Source organism: Streptomyces sp. NBC_01446, from assembly GCF_026340095.1.
GTDB classification, from domain to species: domain Bacteria; phylum Actinomycetota; class Actinomycetes; order Streptomycetales; family Streptomycetaceae; genus Streptomyces; species Streptomyces aureus.
In genome coordinates, this window is record NZ_JAPEPO010000003.1 from 930,928 (window position 1) to 954,231 (window position 23,304).

The window sequence follows — 23,304 nt, forward strand, 5'->3', positions numbered from 1 at the left end:
AACCGCACTGCACGGTTTATGGTTGCGGCGATCTTCCGGGCTGCTGTGCGGGCCGCACCGTGAGAACCCGGACACCCCCGGCACGTCACCGCGTGGGTGAAGACCCGGTCAGGCAGGCTGCCACAGCTCAACCCGATTGCCCTCAGGATCGGTGACCCAGCCGAATCGGCCGACACCCTCCATGTCCTGTGTCTCCCCGGCCACGTCCGCGCCCTTGGCGCGCAATTGCGCGAGCATCGCATCCAGGTCGCGGACCCGGAAGTTGAGCATGGTCCGCTGGGTACAGGACCCGAAGTAGTCGGTCCCGGACTCGAACGCCGCGAACACCGTGGGCCCGGCTTCCTGATGCCACAGGCCGTTCTCATCGGCGTCCAGGCCCAGGCAGTCGCGATACCACGCGCTCAGGGCCGCCGGGTCGTCGGCCCGCATGAAATACCCACCGATACCAAGCACACGTTCCATGCCGCCATCTTGCCAGGACGGCGCTCGGGCGGGCCGGCACCACACCACCGCCCGCTTCCCCTCTGGATGGGACCTACCTCTGGCGCCCAGGGCCCTCACACGGTGTCGTGGTCGCCAGGCCGGCCGTCCGTCCGTCTGCCGCAGGGACGACGGCGTCGCATCCTGCCACGCGGTCCTGGTCACGGGGCCTTTCTCCCTCCACGCCGTCCACCCGAACGTGCTGTCGCGCGGCACGTGCCGCTTCTCCTCGAATTCGCCCCGTCGGGCGGCGACTTCGGCGAGCAGGCGATCGAGGGGGTCCGACGTGTCGAGACCCGGGATGTCGGGGCGTGTGTCCGCTCCGGAGGTTTCCTGCGCTGTCCTTGACGAGTTCAGCGCCTGCGTCATGTGAGTGTCTCCTCGCCTTGCCGGGCGGTGTCGGTACCGCCCTGCTCCTCACGCTACGAGGCGCAAAGGGGCGCGGACTATTGAGAGTTGACTGCGCTGAGTAGGGGAATTCCTCAGCTCCGTACGGCACGTCGCAGGTGGGTGCGGTCAGGCCTCGTCGCGCCGGAGCGCCGCCAGCTCCCCGCGCGAGCGGATGCCGAGCTTCGTGTAGATGTGCGTCAGGTGGTACTGCACTGTCTTGACGGAGATGAACAGTTCGGCCGCTGCCTCGCGGTTGGTCACGCCGCGGGCGACCAGTTCGGCGACGTGCTGTTCCTGCGGTGTGAGGCGGCTGAAGTCGGCGGTGGTGCGGTCGGTGAGCTGGCCGGTGACGCCGCCCGCCTTGAGTTCGCGGTCGCAGCGCTCGACGTAGGCGGTGGCGCCGAGGGCCGCGAACCCGTCGCTGGCCCGCCGCAGCACGGTGTCGGCGTCGCGGCGCTTGCCGACCCGGCGCAGGGTCTGGCCGTAGGCGAAGTTGACGCGGGCCCGGTCGTACGGCATCGGCAGCGGTTCCAGCGCCGCCAGGGCCCGTTCGAAGTGCTCGCGGGCCTCGTCGATGTCGCCCCGGGCCGCCGCGATCCGGCCGCGCGGGTAGCCGAGCCGGCCCCGGGTGGAGCGGTGGCCGCGCTCGGCGGCGCGGGCTTCGAGCGGGGCGAGGAAGGCGTCGGCCTCGTCGGTGCGGTGGCACATCACGAGGGCGTTGGCGTAGATGTCGTGCCACGGCCACATGCCGGGCTCGTCGACAGCGTCGCGTGACGCGAGGCGGGTGACAGGGGTCAGCGCCTCCACCACCTGCTCGTAGTCGGCGCGGATCTCGGCGAGGTGGGCGCGGGCGAGACAGGCGGGGATGAGCATCATCGCGTAGTGGCGGCGGTCGGCCGCGGCATCTCTGACGTGCTGTTCGGCGCGGGCCCGGTCGCCGCGCAGGGCGTGGATCTGGGCGCCGGTCCAGTGAATGAGCGGGCGCAGCAGTTCCATGCGGGCCGCGGCGGCGCGGCCCGCGGCCCGGTCGACCGTCTCCAGGGCCTCGTCCCAGTCGCCGAGGGTGAAGCGGGTACGGGCGAGCCAGGCCTGCGCCCACAGCGAGATGCGGGTGGAGCCCTTGCGGTACTCGGTGGGCACGGCGCTCTCCAGGTCGTGCCAGGCGCCGTACAGGTCGTCCTGGGACAGGGCCAGCCAGCCGCGGCACATCCGGACGCGCTGGCGCTGCGCGCTGTCGGCGACCTCGCCGACCAGCCGGTCGACGCCCTCCAGCGCCTCGGCCACCCGGCCCTGGCCGAGATAGCCGAGGCCGAGGATCGCACGGGTCTCGACGACGGCGGGCGAGCTCTCCGGGGCGAGTTCGAGGGCGGTCCCGGCCCAGCGCACGAGGTCGTCAGCACGCCAGTCGGCGAGGGCGTGCAGGACCTGGCGCTGGCAGATCAGTGCGGCGGTCTCCGGGTCGCGCCCCCGGTCGACCCTGTGCCAGGCGCTGTCCAGGAGGCGCTGGGTCTCGGCCGGGCGTCCGCCCAGCAGCGTCAGGTAGCCGAGCACGGCGTCCCGCAGGGCGCCGGACGGGAAGCTTTCCAGGACGGCCGAGAAACTCTGTGCGCGCGGCAGGTCGCCCGCTCCGACCAGGGCGTCGACGGCCCTCAGCAGCCGGGCCTGTCGGCCGGCGGGGGACGGGCTGAGGTCGGCGGCCAGGAGCAGGGCCCGCGCGCAGGACGACCAGGCGCCGACGGCTGCCCGCCCGGCGGCGTGCGCCTCCAGGGCTGCGGCCAGTTCCTCGTTCGCGAGCGGCGGTTCGGCGGCGGCCCGGTGGCGCAGCCGCTGCCCCTCGTCCTCGACCAACTCGGCCGCACGGGAATGGAGTTGGGCGCGCTCGCCTGGGCCGAGCGAGTGGTACACGGCCGCTGCGGTGAGGCGGTCGCAAAAGGCGACGCGGCCAGCGCCCGGGCCCACGGGCGGGCTGAGCAGGCCCGCGCGGCACGCCTCGTCGAGGGCGTCCAGCGGCTCGGTGAGCGCAGCCAGGTGAGCCGCGTCCGCGAAGCGCGCGGGGCTGCCGAGGACGGCGCACGCCTCGGTGAGCCGCCGTGCCTCGTCGGCGCAGGCGCTCAGGCGGCGGTGTACGTCCGCCGCCCGGTCACGCGGGACGGGCAGCACGGTCGGCGGGTCGGACCAGGTCTCGCGCGGCGCCTCGCGCAGCAGGGCGGTGATGTCTCCCGCGACGCCCGCCGTGTGGAGGCACAGCTCCTGCGCGGCGGTGGGTGACAGGTCCACTCCATGGAGCGCGGCCAGGCGTCGCACGTCGTGCGGCTGCAGCGGTTCGAGGTGGACGACATCGCCCGGGAACTCCGCGAGGAACCGCGCCGTGTCCGCCTCGGCCACCGCGTCGTCGTCGACCAGGTGCACGGCGAGCACGGGCACGTCCGTCATCAGCCGCAGGGCAGACGCGAGGCCCCGCAGGGAGGCGGCGTCGGCCCACTGGGTGTCCTCCACGACGATCAGCGCACACCGTCCACCGGTGCGCCCCGTGGCCAGGGCCGACGCCAGCAGCTCGGCGAAGACCAGCGGGTCGGCCACCCCCGGCGACTCGGGCTGCGGCATGCCCTGCGCAGGTCCGGCGTGCCGGCCCTCGTCGCAGGACCCGTTCGGCGGCGAACCGGACACCGCCCGTTCCACGCTCCGCAGCAGCTGACCCGCCACCCCGCCGGCGCGGTCCGCCTCCCAGCGCAGACCGCGCACGCGCACCGTCAGGGACTCCGGGTGCGCGGCGGCGAAGCGCTCGACCAGCGTCCTCTTGCCGCTGCCCCGGGGGCCACGCACGAGGACGGCGGCCGGGCCTTCCTCGGCGACGGCGGCGTACGCGGACTCCAGCTCGGCCCGTTCGCGCTCCCGGCCCACCGCGTCGACGGGTCCGTCCGGGCCTTCGGGGTGTGTCCGGTCGCGGCTGTGCATGTGGCGGACGCTACGCGACGCTCCGGCGTCGCCACCAGCGGGCGCGTGCGTCACCCCAGATCGCCGCCCGCCACCGGGAGGACGGTCCCGGTGATGTACGACGCTTCGTCGGAGGCGAGGAACGTGATCGCCGCCGCCTGCTCGGCCAGCGTGCCGTAGCGCTTCATCAGCGACGACTCGACGGTCTGGTCGACGATCTGCTGGTACCAGCCCCGTTCCTGCTCGTCTCCCGCCGCAGGGCCACGGGCGACCCTGCGCGGCGGCGCCTCGGTGCCGCCCGGCGCCGTGGCGACGACGCGCACTCCGTACGGTGCCGCCTCCAGGGCCAGCGCGGCGGTGAGGGCGTTGACGCCGCCCTTGGCCGCCGCGTAAGGCACGCGGTTGATGCCCCGGGTCGCGACCGAGGAGACGTTCACGACGGTGCCGGAGCGCTGGGCGAACAGGTGCGGGAGGACGGCACGGCAGGTCCACAGCGTCGGGAAGAGGGAGCGGCGGATCTCGGTCTCGATCTCCTGCGGGGCGAAGTGCTCGTAAGGCTTGGCCCAGATGGTGCCGCCGACGTTGTTCACGAGGACGTCGATACGGCCCAACCGGTCGAGCGCCCGGGCGACCGCCTCCTCGGCGCCCGTGTACTCCTCCAGGTCGGCGACGACGGACTCGGCCTCGCCGCCGGCCGCGATGATCTCCCCCGCCACGTCGTGGACGAGTTCCGCGCGGTCGACGAGGACCACATGGGCGGACTCTGCGGCGAGGCGGCGGGCCACGGTCTCGCCGATGCCCTGGGCCGCGCCGGTCACCACGGCGGTCCGCCCGGCGAACCGGCCCGCGTAGACCTGGCCTCTCATCGGCCCGCCCCCACCAGGTCGGCCGCCGCGACGGCGGGCGTGAACTTCTCGTAGTGGAAGTGCGCGGGCTCGACGCCGAGCGCGTCGATGTGGGCGCGCACGGCCTCGACCATCGCGGGCGGCCCGCACAGGTACACGTCGCAGTCGCCGTCGTGCAGCTCGTCGGCGCCGAACAGAGCTGTCACGTACCCCTTGTTGGCGGCGTTGCTCGCCCCGTCGGCGACGCAGTGGTCGAAGGTGAAGCCGGGCAGGACGGCCGCGTAGTCGGCGAGGGTTTCGAGGTGGACGAGGTCCTGGTCGGTGGTGACTCCGTACAGCAGGTGGACGGGGTGTGCGGGCGGGGACCCCGCCGTGGCGAGCGTCTCCAGCATGGACAGGAGCGGGGCGAGACCGGTTCCGCCCGCCAACAGCAGTGCGGGTCGTGCGAGTTCGCGCAGGAAGAAGCCGCCCATGGGACCCGTGAAGGTCACCCGGTCGCCGGCTTGGGCCCGTTCGGTCAGATACGTCGACATGGCTCCTCCCTCGACGACGCGCACCAGGAAGGAGACCCGCTCCTGGCCGGGCCCCGTACTGAAGGAGTACGCGCGGCTCTCGCCGTCCGTGCCGGGCACACCGACATTGACGTACTGGCCGGGCAGGAAGCCGAGGGCGGCCCTGTCGTCGACGGCGAGAGTGATGCCGACGGTCGTCGGCGAGTGCCGGTCGACGGCCGTCACGGTCGCGGTGTGCGTGGCCGGTCCCGTCTTGCAGGCGGCCGACGTCGTCGGGATGCGCAGCACGAGGTCACTGTGCGGGGTCATCTGGCATGGCAGGCAGTAGCCGCGCGCCGCCTCGTCGTCGGTGAGCGCCTCGTCGATGTAGTCCCCGCCGTCGTAACTGCCGGACTCGCAGTACGACTTGCAGGTGCCGCAGGCGCCGTCGCGGCAGTCGAGCGGTATGTTGATGCGGGCCTTGTAGGAGGCGTCGGCGACGGTCTCGGCCGGTTCACAGGTGATGAACCGGGTGGTGCCGTCCTCGAAGCCCAAGGCGACCTGGTAGCCCATGTACGTTCTCGATTCGGGGAGTTGACTGACGGGTGCGGAGCCGGTGCCGGCCGGGTGCCACTCAGAGGTGGTAGATGTCGACCACGTGGTGGATGAAGTCGTTCTTGAGGACGACCTTCTTGCGGCGGATGACCGGCTCGGGGCCCGACAGGTCGAGCGTGTAGTACGAGGTGCCGAAGTACATGTCGGTGTGCTGGTAGCGGTAGTAGAGCGTGAACCAGTTGAAGCGCACGTCGAGCAGTTCGCCGTCCGCGCCGCCGCGCCCTGCGATCTCCACGTTGGTGATGTTGTGGCCGGTGCGCGGTTCGGGCAGGCTCGTGGCGCTGGAGCGGTCAGTGCGGATGCGGAAGACCCGGTCTTCCAGGCCGGCCCGGTTCGCGTAGTAGATCAGGGAGATCTCGGTCTGCGGGTCGCGGGTGAGTTCGTCGTCGTCGGCCCAGGCCGGCATCCAGAACTCGGCGTCGGGGTGGTAGCACTCCAGCCAGCGCTCGAACTCGCGGTCGTCCAGATACCGGGCCTCCCGGTACAGGAACTTCCGTACGGATTCGAGGAGTTGGAACTCGTCGGCCTGCGTCGAGGCGCTCTCGCCCGGCACGGTGGTCGTCGTCATCGTGCGTCGCCCCCTCGCTCATTGCGCGTCGTCCCGGCCAGCTCGTCCTCGGCGGCGAGTGCCGCGCTCATGGTGTCGAGCCAGTAGCCGTGCTGGACGGGGTAGAGGCCCTCGTCCTCGGTGCGGACGCCGCTCGCGATCGGGTCGATGCCGAGCTTGCGGGCCTCGTCGTCGGGTCCGTCGATCCAGTGGGCGGCGCCGCGGCTGAGGTCGTTCCACGGAGCGGCTGTGGCCTGGTACGTCTTCTGGCAGGAGCGGAACTCCTCCAGGTCGTCGGGGGTGGCCATCCCGGTCGCGTTGAAGAAGTCCTCGTACTGGCGGATGCGGTTCGCGCGGGCCTCGGCGCTCTCGCCCTTGGGCGCGATGCAGTAGATGGTGACCTCGGTGCGGTCCACGGACAGCGGCCTCAAGTGCCGGATCTGCGAGCTGAACTGGTCCATCAGGTAGACGTTCGGGTACAGGCACAGATTGCGTGACACGCCGATCATCCAGTCGGCGCGGGCCTGGCCGTACTTCTCGACGAGTTCGTCGCGCCGCTCGTTCAGGGGGCGGTTGGCGGGGTCGAGCCACTCGGTCCACAGCAGCAGGTGTCCGTGTTCGAAGGAGTAGAAGCCGCCGCGCTGCTTGGACCAACCGCCCGCGTCCATGTTCTTGGTGTCGTTCTTCGACTCGCCGGAGGTACGCCGCGCGGTGGTGGCCGCGTAGTTCCAGTGGGTGGCGGAGACGTGGTAGCCGTCGGCGCCGTTCTCGGCCTGGAGCTTCCAGTTCCCGTCGTAGGTGTACGTCGAGGAGCCGCGCAGCACCTCGAGGCCTTCTGGGGACTGGTCGACGATCATGTCGATGACCTTGGCGGCGTCGCCGAGGTGGTCCACAAGCGGCTTGACGTCCGGGTTGAGGCTGCCGAAGAGGAATCCGCGGTAGTTCTCGAAGCGGGCCACCTTGGTCAGGTCGTGCGAGCCGTCCTTGTTGAACTGCTCCGGGTATCCGGCGTCCCGCGGGTCCTTGACCTTGAGGAGCTTGCCGGCGTTGTTGAACGTCCAGCCGTGAAAGGGGCAGGTGAACGTGGTTCGGTTGTCGGTCTTGCGGCGGCACAGCATCGCGCCGCGGTGGCTGCACGCGTTGATCAGGGCGGTGAGTTCGCCGGTCTTGGTGCGGGAGACGACGACCGGCTGGCGGCCCATGTACGTCGTGAAGTAGTCGCCGATCTCCGGGATCTGGCTCTCGTGCGCGAGGTAGATCCAGTTCCCCTCGAAGACGTACTTCATCTCCAGTTCGAAGAGCTGCTCGTCGGTGAAGGCGCTGCGACGCAGCCGGTACACCCCGTTTCCGGGATCCTCCACCAGTGCCTCGCTCAACACACTGCGGGCCGCTGCCCAGGTTTCGGTCATGGCTCCTCCTGATGCCCGGCGAGGTGCCGCCCGCCGGCACGGCTCATCGGGTGCTCAGCACCATGGCAGGGCCAGGGGCGGGCCACCCCGGACATTTGCCCAGTCCCCACCCAGGGTGCTTTTCATATGCAGCAGATATGGATCACGCTGAATTCGGTATTTGTGCCATCTGAATGACGGCTCCTACGCTGAGCTGCATCGACGAAGGTGCGGACGCCCCAAGACCCCTGGTCGTCAGCGCTGTCTGCGCTGTCTGCGCTTTCCGCGTTGTCTGCGTTGTCTTCGTTGTCTGCGTGTCCGCATGTCCGCGTTGTCCGCGTGTCTGCGTGTCCCTTCGTTTGTGGAGGCCCTCATGGAACTGCGCCATCTCCGGTACTTCGCCGCCGTCGCGGAGACCCGGCACTTCGGGCGGGCCGCCGAGCGGCTGCGCATGGCACAGCCACCGCTCTCCCAGGCGATCCGGCAACTGGAGGCGGAACTGGGGGTCGCGCTGTTCCACCGCACCACCCGCCAGGTCGGCCTGACCGGTGCGGGCGAGGTGTTCCACACCGACGTGGTGCGCATCCTGCGCTCCGTCGACGAGGCGGCCGCCCGGGCCCGGCGGTTCGCGCAGGGCGCCGAGGGCATCCTGCGTATCGGACTCACCGGCTCGGCCGGCTACCGGCATCTGCCGGAGCTCGCCCGGACCGTCAAGCGCGAACTGCCCGGGGTGGCCCTGGAGGTCCACACCGAGATGTTCACCCCGGCCCAGGAGGCGGCGCTCTCCGAGTCGCGCCTGGACATCGGGGTGCTGCGGCCCCCGGTCCGCGGCGAGGGCATCACCTGCCGCGACATCGCGCAGGAGCCGCTCGTCCTGGTGCTGCCGGCGGACCACTGGCTCGCCGAGTCACCCGAGGTGCCACTGGAGCGGCTGCGGGGCGAGGACTTCATCATGTACGCCGCCACGTCCCGCTCCATCGTCAGCGACGCGGTGATCAGCAGCTGTCTGAGCGCCGGCTTCCATCCGCACACCGCCCACGAGGTGACGGAGACGTCCACGGCCCTCGCCCTGGTCGCCGCGGGTCTGGGAGTGGCGCTGCTGCCCGACTCGGTGCGGTCCGTCAGCCGGGACGGGGTCGTCTTCCGGCCGGTCCCGGACGCCCAGCGGGTCCGCCTCGCCCTCGCCTGGCGCACGGGCGACACCTCACCGCTGCTCGCGGCCGTCCTCGCGGCCCTCACCGCGGCCGACGCCTTCTCCACCGGCGACGCTTCCCCAGACGTCACCGCCCCCAGCCGGGCCGGTGCACAGAATCACAGAGGAACCACGTGAAGATCACCGCAGTGGAGGCGATCCCCTTCGCCATCCCCTACCGAAAGCCGCTGAAGTTCGCGAGCGGCGAGGTGCACACCGCCGAGCACGTCCTGGTCCGGGTGCACACCGACGCGGGCCTCACCGGCCTGGCCGAGGCACCGCCCCGGCCCTTCACCTACGGCGAGACCCAGCAGTCCATCGTCACCGTGATCCGGCAGATCTTCGAGCCGCAGCTGCTCGGCATGGCGCCCACCCGGCGCGAGGCCGTGCGCGCGAAGCTGAACCGGACCGTCGGCAACCCGACGGCGAAGGCCGCCGTCGACATGGCCCTGTGGGACATCGTCGGCCAGGCCGCCGGCCTGCCCGTCACCGAACTCCTGGGCGGCTACGGCGAGTTCATGGCCGTGTCCCACATGCTCGGCTTCGCTCCCCCGGCGGAGATGGTCGAAGAGGCGCAGCGCGTCCGCGACACCTACGGCATCACGACGTTCAAGGTGAAGGTCGGCCGCCGCCCCTACCAGCTCGACGTCGAGGTCTGCAGGGCGCTGCGCGAGGCGTTCGGCGACGGCGTCGAGCTGTACGTCGACGGCAACCGCGGCTGGACCGCCTCCGAGTCGGCCCGCGCCCTGCGCGCCATGGACGACCTCGACCTCACCCTGGCCGAGGAACTCTGCCCCGCCGACGACGTATTGGGCCGCCGCTGGCTCGTCGAACGCTGCCCGGTCCCTTTCGTCGCCGACGAGAGCGCCACCCGCCCCGGCGAGGTCACGCGTGAACTCCTCGGGGGCTCGGCCACCGCCATCAGCATCAAGACGGCCCGCACCGGCTTCAGCCACTCCCAGCGCGTGCTGTTCGAGAGCGAGGGCCTCGGCGTCGAAGTAGTGATGGGCAATCAGATCGACTGTCAGATCGGCTCGTTGTGCTCGGTCGCGTTCGGCGCGGCCTTCGAGGCCACCTCACGCCGCGCGGGCGAGCTCTCCAACTACCTCGACATGAGCGACGACCTGCTCGCCGAGCCCCTCCAGATCCGCGACGGCACGCTGCGGGTGCGCGAGGGCGTGGGTCTGGGCATCGAACTCGACCCCGAGAAGCTGACGCGCTACCGCCAGGACAGCTGAACTCCCTTGCCACACCTTCGACTTGCCCCACCTCTCCCGATTGGAGCCGCATCATGACCACGTTCACCGAAGCCGAGCAGGAGCAGGCCACCGCCGCCGCGTCCGGGAACGCCGCCACCGCCGCGTTCGCCCAGAAGGCCCGCTCCGGCGCGGCCAGCAGCCAGCAGCGCGTCGACACCCTCGCGTCCGAACTCATCACGTCCGTCCACGACATCATCCGCCGCCACAAGGTCACCTACGCCGAGTACGACGCCCTCAAGGCATGGCTGATCCAGATCGGCCAGGACGGCGAGTGGCCGCTCTTCCTCGACGTGTGGATCGAGCACGTCGTCGAGGAGGTCGCCAACGAGAGCCGCGAGGGCTCCAAGGGCACCATCGAGGGCCCCTACTACGTGCCCGACTCCCCGGAGCTGCCCGCCGAGGCGACCCTCCCCCTGCGCCCCGACGAGAAGGGCACACCCCTCCTCTTCCAGGGCCAGGTCACGTCGGTCGACGGCACCCCCCTGCCCGGCGCGACGATCGAGATGTGGCACGCCGACGACGACGGCTTCTACTCCCAGTACGCCCCCGGTCTGCCCGAGTGGAACCTGCGCGGCACCGTCGTCGCCGACGACCAGGGCAACTTCAAGATCCACACAATCGAGCCGGCCCCCTACCAGATCCCCACCGACGGCGCCTGCGGCAACCTCATCTCCGCCGCCGGCTGGCACGCCTGGCGCCCGGCCCATCTGCACCTGAAGGTCGCCGCCGAGGGCCACCACCTCATCACCACGCAGCTCTACTTCAAGGGCGGCAACCACGTGGAGGACGACATCGCACAGGCCGTCAAGCCGGAACTCGTCCTCGCCCCCTCCCCGGCCACGACCGGCGAGGGCAACGAAGTGACGTACGACTTCGTGCTCGACCGCGCCTGACGCGCCCCGCCCCGGGGGCCCGGCCTCCGGGGCGCGCACCCGCCCCACCCCGTAACTCAAGGAGCCCGCTGTGCTGTTCGCCGTCAAGATGGACGTCCGCATACCCAACGATCTCCACCCCGACGTCCGCGCGGACACGCTCGCCCGCGAGAAGGCGTACTCGCAGGAACTCCAGCGCAAGGGCATCTGGCCGCACATCTGGCGCTGCGTGGGCCAGTATTCCAACCTCAGCGTCTTCGACGTCCGGGACAACGACGAGCTGCACGACATCCTGTGGGGTCTGCCGCTGTTCCCGTACATGGAGATCGAGGTCACCCCGCTGGCGCTGCACCCGTCGGACATCGCCGCGACGGGCGAGGCCGCCTGATGGACAAGGTGGTCGCGTCGGCCGGGCGGGCCGTCGCCGATGTCGGGGACCGTGCGTCCCTGGCGGTCGGCGGGTTCGGACTGAGCGGGGTGCCGAACGTACTGATCAAGGCGCTGCACGAGCAGGGCACCACCGGCCTGTCCGTGGTGTCCAACAACTGCGGCGCGCTGGACTCCGGCCTCGCCGTCCTGCTCACGGCGGGCCGGATCGCCCGGGTCACCGGCTCCTACATCGGCGCCAACAAGGAGTTCGCCCGCCAGTACCTGGCCGGCGAGATCGAGGTCGAGATGATCCCGCAGGGCACGCTCGCGGAGCGGCTGCGCGCCGGCGGCGCCGGAATCCCGGCGTTCTACACCCCGGCCGGGGTGGGCACCCAGGTCGCGGACGGCGGTCTGCCCTGGCGCTACGACGGCACCGGCGGCGTCGCCCTCGCCTCCCCGCCCAAGGAGGTGCGCGTCTTCGACGGTGTCGAGTACGTGCTGGAGCGTGGCATCCGCACCGACTTCGCGCTGGTCCGCGCCGCGAAGGGCGACCGGCACGGGAATCTGGTGTTCAACAAGTCGTCCCGCAACTTCAACCCGCTCGCGGCGATGGCCGGGAGGGTCACGATCGCCGAGGTGGAGGAGCTGGTGGAGCCCGGCGTCCTCGAACCGGACCAGGTGCACCTGCCGGGCATCTTCGTGCAGCGCGTGATCGAGCTGAGCCCGGCGCAGGCCGCCGACAAGGGCATCGAGCGGCGCACGATCTCCGCGCCTCCGGCACGAAGGACGGTGAGCAACTAACCATGGCCTGGACACGCGAACAGATGGCCGCCCGCGCCGCCCGTGAACTGCGCGACGGGCAGTACGTCAACCTCGGCATCGGCCTGCCGACGCTGATCCCGAACCATCTTCCGGCGGGCGTGGAGGTGATCCTGGAGTCCGAGAACGGGATCCTGGGCACCGGCCCGTACCCGACCGACGACGCCGTCGACCCCGACCTGATCAACGCGGGCAAGGAGACCGTCACGGTCCTTCCGGGCGCCTCCTACTTCGACTCCGCTCTCTCCTTCGGGATGATCCGCGGCGGTCACATCGATGTCGCCGTCCTCGGCGCGATGCAGGTCTCCTCGACCGGGGACCTGGCCAACTGGGCCGTCCCCGGAAAGATGATCACCGGGATCGGCGGCGCCATGGACCTCGTCCACGGTGCCCGCACGGTGCTGGTCACCATGACCCACACGGCCAAGGACGGCTCGCCGAAGCTGGTCGACACCTGCACGCTCCCCCTCACCGGCAAGGGCTGCGTCGACCGGATCGTCACCGACCTGGCTGTCCTCGACATCACCGAAGACGGCATGCAGCTGGTGGAGTTGGCGCCGGATGTGACGGTGGACGAGGTCGTCGCCAAGACCGGCGCCAAGGTCCACATCCCGGAGGTGGTCCGGTGAGCCGCCTCAAGGACGCCCACATCCCGGAGGTGGTCCGGTGAGCCGCCTCAAGGACGTCCGCATCGTCGACACGGGCCGCACGCCGACCGGCTGAGATCCCTCCCCCGAAAGCCCCCTCCGCACAGCCCCTCCGAAAGCCCTCCTCGAACAGCACTCAGGGATTCCGCGTGGCCCATCCTCATCTCCTGCACCATGTACTCGACGGTCCACCCAGCGCTCCCCCGCTCGTCCTCGGCCCGTCGCTCGGAACGTCCCTGCACGTGTGGAGTCCACAACTGGCCACTCTCACGCGGACGCACCGCGTACTGCGCTGGGACCTTCCGGGGCACGGGGGTTCGCGTACAGACCTCCTTCCGCACGACGGGACGGCGAGCGTCGCCGCGTTGGCGGCACAGGTGTTGCGGCTCGCGGACACGCAGGGCTGGGAGTCGTTCGCGTACGCCGGTATCTCGCTGGGCGGCGCGGTCGGGGCCCATCTCGCGGTCCACCACCCGGAACGTGTCGCCTCGCTGGGACTGGTCTGCTCCTCCGCCCACTTCGGGCCGCCGAAGCCTTGGCAGGAGCGTGCCGCCCTCGTGCGGCGCGAGGGGATCGGGCCGGTGGTGGAGACCAGCCCGGGCCGCTGGTTCGGCGATCCGGGGACCGCCGAAACTCCTCTCGGACGCGCTCTGTTCCGGGACCTAGCCGAAAGCGATCCGGTCGGTTACGCAGCCTGCTGCGACGCACTCGCCGCCTACGACCTGCGACCCGACCTGGCCCGCATCACCGCTCCCACTCTCGTCGTCGGTGGCTCCCTCGACATCGCCACCCCTCTCGATCACGCCCGGGAACTCGCGGACGGGATCGCCGATGCCACCTTGGAGGCATGCGCCATCGGGCATCTCGCGGTCGAGCAACCCGAGGCTGTCGGCGCGGTACTGAGCGCTCATGTCCGCGATCCGAGAGGGCCGCAGCATTGAATGCGCAAAATAGGCGCAATTCGCGCACGGAAAAGCGGCGAACCGCGCATTCGGATTGGTGGTAATAATTCGATCCCGATACCGATACCTTCCGAATTACTGCCGAGATCGGCTCAATGAGTGCCTTTCCCGAACCGGACCGGCGCGCTGCGTCCACGGCTCTGACCAGCCCTGTATCTCTTCAACGTCACGCGAGGCGACGAAGGGCTGCAGACGATGGTTGGGCGACGGAGATTCCTCATGGCCGGTGCCATGGGCGGTGCGACCATGCTTCCACGGGGTGCGGGAGAGCAGGCGTACGCAGCGGACGGTCACGGTCATGGGTCGGCGTCCGCGAACACGTCGATTCCGCACACCCCCAAGCTGAAGAAGTTCGTCGACCCGCTGCCCATCCCGAGGACAGCCATCTCGGATCCCTCCGTCTATCCGGGCGCCGACTACTACGAGATCACGATGCGGCCGGGCACATGGCGCTTCCACCGGGATCTCGGGCCGGCCAAGGTGTGGGGCTACTGGGCCGCGAACCCGCACGACCCTCGCAAGCCGATCGGCATGGGCTACCTGGGGCCGACCCTCAGCGTGACCAGGGACCACCCGACGGTCGTCAAGTACCGCAACCACCTGCCGACCACCCACCTGTTCCAGTTCGTGATCAACAAGATTCGCAAGGGGGACCCCCAGCTCACCCCGACCCCTCCGCCGCCCTACAAGCCCATGCAGCCGTTTCCCGCGAACGTCAACGTGTGGAACGTCGTACACCAGCACGGCGGTTTCACCGCGCCACAGTCCGACGGCATGCCGCTGCAGTCGTTCAGCCCGGACGGCATCCACGCCGAGTCCTACAGCAGCCTGGACCCGAGCCGGGTCGAACCCAATGAGCAGATCTGCGCCTACACCAACCACGACCGTTCGTGCATGCTCTGGTATCACGACCACGGCATGGGGATGACCAGCGTCAACGTCTATGCGGGCCTTGCCGGTCTCTACCGCGTCGGTGACCCCGCCGACGATCGGCTAGGACTGCCGCGAGGCGAATTCGAGGTCCCCCTCATCCTGCAGGACCGGACCTTCCACCCGGACGGCTCGCTCGCCTACACCATGACCTTGCAGCAAGGCGAGGACACCCCGGTCGTCAACGGGAAGGCATACCCCTTCCTGGAGGTCGAGCGGCGACGCTACCGGCTGCGCGTTCTCAACGCTTCGAACGAGCGCTTCTGGCGGCTGAGGTTCGACGTTCCCGAGGACGTAATGCCTCAGCCCGTCCTGCCGTTCTGGCTGATCGGCACCGACGGCGGTCTCCGCACCCCGTTGCAGATGCTGAACTTCCTGATCTCGCCGGCCGAGCGGTACGACCTGATCGTCGACTTCAGCAAGGTGCCCATGGGCACGAAGGTCACGCTGACGAACTACAACGCGCCCGTGCACTTCCCCGGCGGAGATGGACCGGAGATCTCGGAAGTCATGGAATTCCATGTCACCAAACGGTCGTCCGGAGGCGGCGACAGGACAACGCCACCCATGGAGCTCGAGCTGCCGAAGGCCGAACCCATCCAGGTGACGGCGCACACCCGCCGGCGGGAGTGGGTCCTCTACCAGCACCAGCTCTTCGGCACCATGACGTTCAACGCGGTGCCGTTCATGGAGCCGTCCGAGGACTTCGTCAAGGCGGGCTCGACCGAGATCTGGGAGTACATCAATCCCAATCACGACGGCCACCCGATGCATGTCCACCTCGTCAACTTCCAGGTGTTGAACAGGCAGCCGATCGACGCGGCCGGCTACCAGGCACAGTATGAGAAGTGGATTGCCGGGGGCCGCAAACCCGAGGACAAGCCGGTGTTGGCGAACTATCTCACCGGTCCGCCGATTCCGCCGGACCCGGATGAAGCACTGTCCCGCAAGGACACGGTCAAGTCCTATCCGGAGACGGTGACCAGAATCGTCATCAATGAATTCGACCCGCCGACGGAGAGGATCGCGGGGCTACGGGGAAGCGGCACCAAGCTGCCGGCGACGTACGTCCAGCACTGCCACATCCTCGAACACGAAGACGACGACCTGATGCGCCCGTGGACGATCGTCGGCGACGACGACCACACCGAGGGTGACCACGCCGGCCACTACAGCGACGACCGCTGACGGGATCGACCGACCTACGGCTCGCCGCCCCGGCCTCCGGGGCGGCGAGCCGTCGTTGGAGGTCGCGGCTGTCAGTTCGGGCACGGTTCGAGCAACTACAGGACCAGGACTTCGCCGCGGGTCCGGCGCTCGGCGTCCGGGGCCGGGGTGCCATAGGAATTCCCTATGGCACCTGCTGATATTTCGTCTTTGCCTCTCGCTCTTTTCCGGACCTACCGTGAAACAGCTCGATGAGGTGCTCACCGCGATTTCTCCGCGAATTCGCGTTCTGCGCACGTCGATCCTTCTTCCGTCGAGCTGACGAACACGCGATCGAAAGGACCGGTGGCATGACCACGATCGAGAACGGGTCGGGAACGCGAGAACTCGCGGGAAAGCGAGCCCTTGTCACGGGCGGCTCCAGCGGCATCGGAGCGGCCGTCGTGCGCCAACTCCTGGACGCGGGCGCCGAGGTGGTCACGACCGCCAGGACGGCTACGAGCACGGTGCCGGAGGGGGCCACTTTCGTGGAAGGCGACGTACGGACACGGGCTGGGACACAGGCGCTCGCCGAAGCCGCGCAGGAGGTGCTCGGCGGGGTGGATGTCCTGGTCCACAACGCGGGTGGCGCGCGACCGCACGAGGGCAGCGCGGCCATCCCCGACGAGGAGTGGCAGGACGCGCTGGACCTGAACTACCTGGCGTCGGTGCGGCTGGACTCGCTGCTGGTACCGGGAATGCGGGAGCGGCGCTCGGGGACGATCGTGCACGTCTCCTCCGCCGCGGTCCTCACACCAGTAGCACCGTTCCTGCACTACACGGCGGCGAAGGCGGCGCTGGAGAACTACAGCCGGGGGCTGGCCTTGGAACAGGCCCCGTTCGGGATCCGGGTCAACACCGTGACTCCCGGCAGAGTCGCCACCCCCGGTGGCGAACGAACGCGGGAGCAGTGGTCGCGCCTTGAGCTGGCGCCGGGCCAGAGCGACGCCCCCACCGTGCCTCTGGGGCGCGACGGCCGGCCCGAGGACATCGCCCACGCGGTGCTGTTCCTCGTGTCCGGCCGGGCGAGCTGGCTGACCGGGAGCAATCTCGTCGTGGACGGCGGCGAATTCCCGAGGGGTTGACGCGGACAGAATTCCGGAACACCGGTTCCGCCAAAGGGAGTTCAGCGGAAACCGCCTCCTTCTCGCCTGTCAGGCCGGTGAGAAGGAGGCGGACTCGGTCCAGGTCTCCTTACGCAGTAGTTCGAGCAGAGCCGTCTCCGCCGGCCCGGCGCCGGGCCGGACCACGGCGATGACGGGCTGGGACACGGCCGGGAACACCGGGCGAACAAGGTACTCGTGCCCATGGGGCACCGCGGAAGCCGGGACGAGCGTCACCCCCAGCCCCTGGGCGGCCCAGCGCACGGCCGTCGCCGTCTGGGACACGCGGGCGGCCGTGGTCGGGGTCGGATCGTTGTTCCGCAGCACGTTCAGGAGCACACCGTCGAGCGCGCTGTCGCGGTCGAACCTCACCCACGGCTCCCCTTCCAGTTCGCTGAGCCCGACCCGGTCCGCGGCAAGCTGCCGGTGCCCGGCGGCAAGCACCACGACGAACTCCTCGTCGCCGAGGTGGTGGGCGTCGGCGGGGCTCCGCTCGCACGCCGCCATCAGGGCGAGGTCGAGGACGCCCCGGCGGCACAGCCGCTCCAGCTCGGCGGAGCTCGGCTCCTCGAAGACGGTGACCTCCAGCCGCGGGAAGCGGCGCCGCAGCGCGCCGAGGGCGCCCGGCAGCTGCCGTGTGCCGAAGCCCATCTGCACCGCGACGACCAGCTCGCCCACCAGCTCAACGGCACCGGCCCGCGCCGTCGCCCTCGCTCGCCGCGACGCGCTCACCGCGACCTCCGCCTCCCGCAGGAACGCGCGGCCGACCACAGTGGGCACCAGTCCGGTCGGCGTGCGGGCGAACAGTTCCACGCCGAGTTCCCGCTCCAGGCCACGGATCTGCTGGGACACCGACGGCTGAGCGACGTGCAGCAGCTCCGCCGCCGCCGTCACCGAGCCCGCCTCGGCGATTGCCAGGGCGTACTCGTACTGACGAAGACTCATCGGCTCCCGTCCCCTTCCCGCGGCGGACCACCGTCCACCCGTTGTCATCGTTGCAACAGTTGGCAACTCAGTCCCGCTGATGGCGATTCCCCGGGAGAGCCGGGGGTCGGCCCGTACGCAGACGGGGCGCCGAAGGTGGCCACTCTCCGCTCGGCTACTCTCGGCGCCACTGGTGATCACTCTGCGATCCGGCGAACCGGACAAAGTGGCACCGCATCGTACTCAGGAGACGCCAGTACATGAATACGCCACCATCGCCACCTGCCGCGGAGCGGACCGCCGGATCATGCGTCCGGATCGGCGCCCTCGTTCCGCTGACTCGGCCCGGTTGGGTCGAGGCAGGCCAGCACTTGCTCGCCGGACTCGAGTTGGCCGTTCACGAAGTCAATGACGCCGGCGGGATCGGCGGACGGCCACTCGAGCTGGTGGTCCGGGACACCGCAGCGGATCCACACAGGGCCGCGGCGGCCGTCGATGAATTGGCTCGCGCGGGCGTGGCCGCCCTGGCGGGCGAGTATCACAGCGTCGTCGCCCGCGCCGCCGCTGCCAGGGCCGACGCCCTCGGCCTGCCGTTCCTCTGCTCGTCAGCGGTTCTCGACGCGCTCACCGACCGGCCGACGGAGTGGGTCGCGCGCCTCGCCCCGGCGCAGTCCCACGGCTGGCAGCTGTACGCGGACTTTCTCCTCGGCGCGGGCCACAGCCGAATCGCCGTAGCGGCGCAGCCGAGTGTCTACTGGGCATCCGGGACCCGCATCCTGCGGGACTGCCTCGCTGCACGCGGTGGTTCGGTCATCGAACTCGACATGGGCGAGCTGGACCCCGCGGACGTGTGCGACCAGCTCGTCGAGAACCGCGCGACGGCCCTCCTCCTTCTGGCCGGCCACCCGGAGCCGGCGGTGTCGATCGTCAAGTCCGTCCGCCACGACCAGCGCCTCGCCGAGGTCTTGATCGGTGCTCCGGCCGGGCAACCGGAGTTCACCGAATGGGCGAAGTTGCTGGGCGACGACGGCACAGCGATCCCGTTCCTGCGTTACCTGCCCGAGCGCCTCAGCCCGCTCGGTGCACGAGTCGAGACGGCACTGCGTGAGCGGCTGGGCGAAGCGCCCTCCTTCGTCGCCTTCGAGGGCTACGACACGGTCACCGTCCTCGCCGACGTGCTGCGCTCTCACGGCGCGGACCCGGCGCGCATCGCCGAATCCTGGCCGCGGGTCGCGGTCGAAGGCACCCGCGGGCAGATCCGGTTCTCCCGCACGCCAGGCATCAGCGTCTGGCAATGGGCTTGGACGCCAGTGCAGGTCGCTGACCGGGATCCGGCGGAACCCGGTCGCTTCCGGATCCTCCACACCGGCTGAGCGAGCACGGGGGTCCGCCGCGCGACGCGGTCGCCTGCCATTCAACCCATTCACCATCGAGCGCTGCCTCCCGGGGTGCCACGCCCGGCATGTAGGGTCCCGGTCACTAGGCGGGAGGGGAATCGGGATGCGGCGGTGGCGTGCGGCAACTCCGGTGCTGGTGATGGCACTTGCGGTGGCCGGTTGCGGAGGCGGAAGCGGAGCCGGCGAGCCCGCCGCGGCTCCCAGCGGGCATCCGGTCGCCTGGACCTACAGTCATCTGGCCAAGGATCTCTCCTCCTCCGTCGTCAATGTCGCCGCCGTATCCGCGCACGATGCCTGGGCAGTCGCCCTGACGCCGGTCGTGGGTAACGTCGACAAACAGCAAGTGACCCTGTCGCGCTACGACGGCTCCTCCTGGCGTCCGCAGACGCTGCCGCCCGGGATGGCGGCGGCCCCCATCGCCGAGTACCGCCTCGAGGCATCCTCACCGCGCGACGTGTGGCTGTTTCGCAGCGGCCCCAATACCGGCACGTACGCCGCGCACTTCGACGGGACGCGGTGGCAGCAGACACCTGCCCCAGGCGGCGTCAGCGATGTCGCCGTCCTCGGACCGGCCGACGTCTGGGCCGTGGGAGAAAGCACCACCGCCTGGCACTGGGACGGCTCCCGCTGGACTTCGGTGCCCCTGCCTGCCCGCGTGACGCACCTCGCGGGAGTGGCCGGGGACGACGTGTGGGCGTCCGGGCTGACGACGGGCGAGGAGGACGGCCTCACCTATGGCGCCCCCGTCGTGCTCCACTGGGACGGCGAGACCTGGAAACGGGAACAGCTCCCCGCCGTCGAACCCCCTTCCGCCTATAGATCGAACTCGATGGGTGCAAGTCCCATGGCGCTCTACGCGCCGGCCGCGGACGACGTCTGGGCGATCAGCCGCCTCGTCGGGGACGACGACAACGGGGATGCCGTCTACATCGCACCCTTCGCGTTCCACTGGAACGGCACCAGTTGGAGCAAGACGTCGCCCGATGCCTGCCGCCGCTGCGGGATCGCTGCCGGTGACGGCGTCATCACGGCCGACGGAATGGAAGGGGACAACGCCGGCAGCAGCATGCTGCTCAGCTCGATTCACTACCGCGCCAGGCACGGCAGGGCTCGTAAGCTCGGCTCCCCGCCGGCCGCCGCGGGCCGAAGCGGCAAAGTCACCGCCACCGACCGCAAGCAGAAGCTACGGCTGCTGGAGATCACAGCCATCCCCGGCACCGACCGCGTCTGGGGCGTCGGCTCCGTGAAAGTGGAGGCACACGGCGACGCGAACTTCAGCCGCGGCGCCATCGTCCAGTACGACCCGCACCCCAGGGGCTGAACGGGTTCCGCGTCCTCTGGCCCATGCCCATCTCCCTTATTTCCGGCGGGAGTTGTCAGGGGTTCTGCGTGCCGAGCCCTTCCAGCATCTGTCGCTGGTGGCGGTGGCCGATCGTCTCGTAGCCGACCACGGTGACGAAAGGGGCCAGCATCACGATGAGGAGGCACGCCGCGGTGGCGACGCCCGCCGCGGACAGGAGCACCGCCGCGAGCAGTACCGCCAGCGTGAGCGAGATCAGCAGCACGTGGAAGGAGTCGGCCGCGGACAGCAACAGCGTGTGCAGGAGATACACCATCAGCAGGTACAGGCCGACCGGGATGGCCAGGGACAGCACGACGGCGACGTCACTGATCTCCGAGTGGTACTCCAGGTGCAGGCCGGCCACGTGCAGACCGGCTCCGGCGCCGGCCACTCCGATGAAGAGCGGGATGTGCCCGTAGCCGAAGAGGTAACCGCGGCTGCGGCGGTGCACGAGGATGTCACCGAAAGGGGTGGAGAAGTACACCCACCACATGCCGAAGGTCAGTCCCACGCCGGCGACGACCACGGCGATCGCGTTGCCGCTCCATTGGGTCCCGTCCACACCGCCCAGAAGGGCGCCCGAGGACGCAACGGTCCCGACGACGCCCTCCCCGAGAACGATGATGGCGAACAGGCCGTACCGTTCGGCGACATGGTGAGGGTGCCAGGGGGTGCCGCCCGCGCTGCCCTGGGTGAGGAGCGGCAGTGCCAGTTCGAACGCACCGAGCACGATGAAGGCGACGAACACCGCGTCGAGTGGCAGATGCGCGAACGCGACAGCGACCCAACCGGTCTGGACGATCACCGTCCAGCGGATGTTCGCCATTCCGACGTCACTGAATTCAGGGGACTCCCGCGCGGCGCGCCACCACTGCAGCACCATCGCGATCCGCATCACCACATACCCGAGCACCATCACCCTCAGTTCGAGGTGGTCGCCCTCGTCGACCGAGTGGAACATCGCGGGCAGACCGAGCGAGAACACGACGACGCCGATCATCTGCACCATCGTCAGAGCCCGGTAGAGCCAGTCATCCGTAGCGAACGCCGACGCGAACCAGCTGAAGCTGATCCACGCGACACTGATCGCGAACATCGCCAGCACGAACGCGGTGACGGCCTGTCCGGGATGCCCCTCGGCGACCATGTCGGCGAACTGGGAGGCGGCGGTTCCCACCGCGACCACAAACGTCAGGTCGAACAGCAGCTCCAGCGGTGAAGAAGCCCGACCGGGTTCTTCCGGATCGCGGCCGGTCATCGGCACCCGACTGTGCGCCAGGTTGCCGCCGGCGCTGTGGGTGTGGTGGGAGTCGCTCATGCCGAGCATGATGCCGCATGCGTGCGCGTCGAGCTGAGTGATGCGGGACCGGCGCGTGAGGTGCGTCGATCACGGTCGCCGTCGCCGTCGCTATTGCCGTCGCTGTCGCTGTCGCTGGTCTCGCTCTGGCTCTCGCTCTCCTTCTCGCCGCAGGCCTCAGGCCTCAGGCCGCGACGTAGGCGTGGGCACAGACGTCATCGCCACCCCTGTCCCCGAACACGTCACCTCAGCCGGACAGAGCCTCGCCGAAGGCTCCCGAACTCTGCTGCACACCACTGCAGTTACTGAGCGCGTCGTCGGCCGAAGTGTCCGCGGAATGGCACTGCTGGTCGCGGAACGTGGACCACATGGAGACCCACGCGAGGCCGTTCTTCTCCGCGAAGGCACGCAGTTGGGAGGCGTCGGAAAGGGTGAACGTCTCGTTGTCGACGTCATTCGTGCCGAGCATCGGCGTCACGGCCAGTCCGCGCCAGGCATTCCTGTCAGACAGCCCGAAAACGTCCGCGAGTTGGGCATGGGCCGCCTTGGCCGACGTGATGGCGTAGTCGCCCATGTCGCCGGTGTAGGACGTGCTGTAGTTCATCGTCATGATGTTGACGCTGGACACCTTCACGCCTTGGTCGTTGGCCGACTCCAGGAGCGCCACGCTGTCCGCGTCCAGGCCCGAGGGCATCACGGGAAGAGTGAAGGACACTGTGAGGTCTGTGCGCTTCTTCTGCAACAGGGCGATCGCCTTCGAGCGCAGGGTCACCGAGTCGGAGTCCTTGAGCGCATCTCCCTCGATGTCGAAGTCGGCCTGGGTGGCGTCGGCGGCGTCGAGCGCGGCTGCGTAGGCGTCGGCCAGAGCGGACGCGCTGCCGCACGTCTCGGCCAGTTCCTTGCCGGACGCCCCGCCGAAGGAGACGCGCACGGACGCGCCGGACGCCTTGAGTGCCGAGATCCGCTTCTTCACTGTCGCGTCGCCGATGGCGTGCGTGCCGTTCCACGTGGGCTTGCAGGAGCTGCCGTCCGCGATGGCGAAGGCAAGGTTGTACGTGGAAGCGGACCCGGCCGCGTCCAGGTCCGAAGCCTCCGTGGCGCTGACGTAGGGGGCGAACGGACTGGATGACGAGGGTGCCGCCTCGACCGGCGACGGTGCTCCGTGCGGTGACGCGTCCGCCGGATCAGAGTCCGATCCCGGGCTCCCCGATGAGCACCCCGCGACGGTCGCTGCCGCTGCCAGCGACACGATCGCGGCGGCCGGCCTCCCCAAAAAATTCCTCATCGCGCATGCA

20 protein-coding genes are annotated in these 23,304 nt (G+C 69.9%); 11 read left to right on the forward strand and 9 right to left on the reverse strand.

Translation table 11 applies throughout. The annotated features are described in order from the left end of the window. Positions 1-108: 108 nt before the first annotated feature. The 6 genes from OG456_RS50760 to benA form a co-directional block, all read right to left on the reverse strand. On the reverse strand, positions 109-462 hold the full coding sequence (locus OG456_RS50760) for a VOC family protein (protein ID WP_323136495.1): 354 nt from the start codon (positions 460-462) through the stop codon (positions 109-111). Between the two features lie 534 nt (positions 463-996). Beyond that, positions 997-3,825, reverse strand: a complete 2,829-nt coding sequence (locus OG456_RS48950; protein WP_266571567.1) for a LuxR family transcriptional regulator — start codon at positions 3,823-3,825, stop codon at positions 997-999. A gap of 50 nt (positions 3,826-3,875) precedes the next feature. Continuing rightward, complete coding sequence (locus tag OG456_RS48955; RefSeq protein ID WP_266571568.1) at positions 3,876-4,670, reverse strand: 1,6-dihydroxycyclohexa-2,4-diene-1-carboxylate dehydrogenase; 795 nt, start codon at positions 4,668-4,670, stop codon at positions 3,876-3,878. Then, entirely contained in the window at positions 4,667-5,713 is a 1,047-nt protein-coding gene (gene benC, locus OG456_RS48960; RefSeq protein WP_266571570.1) for a benzoate 1,2-dioxygenase electron transfer component BenC, read from the reverse strand. The genes OG456_RS48955 and benC overlap by 4 nt, the downstream gene beginning before the upstream one ends. A gap of 61 nt (positions 5,714-5,774) precedes the next feature. Continuing rightward, the gene (benB, locus tag OG456_RS48965; protein WP_266571571.1) at positions 5,775-6,323 is read right to left on the reverse strand and encodes a benzoate 1,2-dioxygenase small subunit; all 549 of its coding nucleotides are present in this window, start codon (positions 6,321-6,323) and stop codon (positions 5,775-5,777) included. Beyond that, a complete protein-coding gene (gene benA / locus OG456_RS48970) occupies positions 6,320-7,711 on the reverse strand; it encodes a benzoate 1,2-dioxygenase large subunit (protein ID WP_266571572.1) in 1,392 nt (463 codons plus the stop codon). The genes benB and benA overlap by 4 nt, the downstream gene beginning before the upstream one ends. A 352-nt stretch (positions 7,712-8,063) precedes the next feature. Between benA and OG456_RS48975 the strand changes: the two genes are divergently transcribed. From OG456_RS48975 to OG456_RS49015, 9 genes are all read left to right on the forward strand, one after another. Then, positions 8,064-9,020 carry a LysR family transcriptional regulator gene (locus OG456_RS48975; protein WP_266571573.1) on the forward strand — a complete coding sequence of 319 codons (957 nt, stop codon included), beginning with the start codon at positions 8,064-8,066 and terminating at the stop codon, positions 9,018-9,020. Then, positions 9,017-10,120 carry a mandelate racemase/muconate lactonizing enzyme family protein gene (locus OG456_RS48980; RefSeq protein ID WP_266571574.1) on the forward strand — a complete coding sequence of 368 codons (1,104 nt, stop codon included), beginning with the start codon at positions 9,017-9,019 and terminating at the stop codon, positions 10,118-10,120. The genes OG456_RS48975 and OG456_RS48980 overlap by 4 nt, the downstream gene beginning before the upstream one ends. A 53-nt stretch (positions 10,121-10,173) precedes the next feature. Next, positions 10,174-11,034, forward strand: a complete 861-nt coding sequence (gene catA, locus OG456_RS48985; protein ID WP_266571575.1) for a catechol 1,2-dioxygenase — start codon at positions 10,174-10,176, stop codon at positions 11,032-11,034. A gap of 70 nt (positions 11,035-11,104) precedes the next feature. Then, complete coding sequence (gene catC / locus OG456_RS48990) at positions 11,105-11,401, forward strand: muconolactone Delta-isomerase (protein ID WP_266571576.1); 297 nt, start codon at positions 11,105-11,107, stop codon at positions 11,399-11,401. Beyond that, entirely contained in the window at positions 11,401-12,183 is a 783-nt protein-coding gene (locus tag OG456_RS48995; protein ID WP_266571577.1) for a CoA transferase subunit A, read from the forward strand. Before catC ends, OG456_RS48995 begins: the two co-directional genes overlap by 1 nt. A 2-nt stretch (positions 12,184-12,185) precedes the next feature. Beyond that, positions 12,186-12,830 carry a CoA transferase subunit B gene (locus tag OG456_RS49000; protein ID WP_266571578.1) on the forward strand — a complete coding sequence of 215 codons (645 nt, stop codon included), beginning with the start codon at positions 12,186-12,188 and terminating at the stop codon, positions 12,828-12,830. Positions 12,831-12,997: 167 nt separating this feature from the next. Further along, positions 12,998-13,789, forward strand: a complete 792-nt coding sequence (locus OG456_RS49005) for an alpha/beta fold hydrolase (RefSeq protein WP_266571579.1) — start codon at positions 12,998-13,000, stop codon at positions 13,787-13,789. A 240-nt stretch (positions 13,790-14,029) separates the two neighbouring features. Continuing rightward, positions 14,030-15,928 carry a multicopper oxidase family protein gene (locus tag OG456_RS49010; protein WP_266571580.1) on the forward strand — a complete coding sequence of 633 codons (1,899 nt, stop codon included), beginning with the start codon at positions 14,030-14,032 and terminating at the stop codon, positions 15,926-15,928. A 329-nt stretch (positions 15,929-16,257) separates the two neighbouring features. Beyond that, the gene (locus tag OG456_RS49015; RefSeq protein ID WP_266571581.1) at positions 16,258-17,031 is read left to right on the forward strand and encodes an SDR family oxidoreductase; all 774 of its coding nucleotides are present in this window, start codon (positions 16,258-16,260) and stop codon (positions 17,029-17,031) included. Between the two features lie 69 nt (positions 17,032-17,100). On the opposite strand, the gene OG456_RS49020 is transcribed toward OG456_RS49015, so the two are convergent. Then, positions 17,101-17,994, reverse strand: coding sequence for a LysR family transcriptional regulator (locus tag OG456_RS49020; RefSeq protein ID WP_266571582.1), 894 nt, complete (start codon positions 17,992-17,994; stop codon positions 17,101-17,103). 239 nt (positions 17,995-18,233) lie between these two features. On the opposite strand from OG456_RS49020, the gene OG456_RS49025 reads away from it, so the two are divergent. Next, on the forward strand, positions 18,234-19,346 hold the full coding sequence (locus tag OG456_RS49025; RefSeq protein WP_266571583.1) for an ABC transporter substrate-binding protein: 1,113 nt from the start codon (positions 18,234-18,236) through the stop codon (positions 19,344-19,346). Between the two features lie 163 nt (positions 19,347-19,509). Next, positions 19,510-20,691: a hypothetical protein gene (locus tag OG456_RS49030; RefSeq protein WP_266571584.1), complete on the forward strand. Its 1,182-nt coding sequence runs from the start codon at positions 19,510-19,512 to the stop codon at positions 20,689-20,691. A gap of 55 nt (positions 20,692-20,746) precedes the next feature. Here OG456_RS49030 and OG456_RS49035 read toward each other — a convergent pair whose 3' ends face one another. Beyond that, entirely contained in the window at positions 20,747-22,030 is a 1,284-nt protein-coding gene (locus OG456_RS49035) for a low temperature requirement protein A (RefSeq protein ID WP_266571585.1), read from the reverse strand. Between the two features lie 226 nt (positions 22,031-22,256). Further along, entirely contained in the window at positions 22,257-23,294 is a 1,038-nt protein-coding gene (locus OG456_RS49040) for a chitinase (protein WP_266571586.1), read from the reverse strand. Positions 23,295-23,304 lie beyond the last annotated feature (10 nt).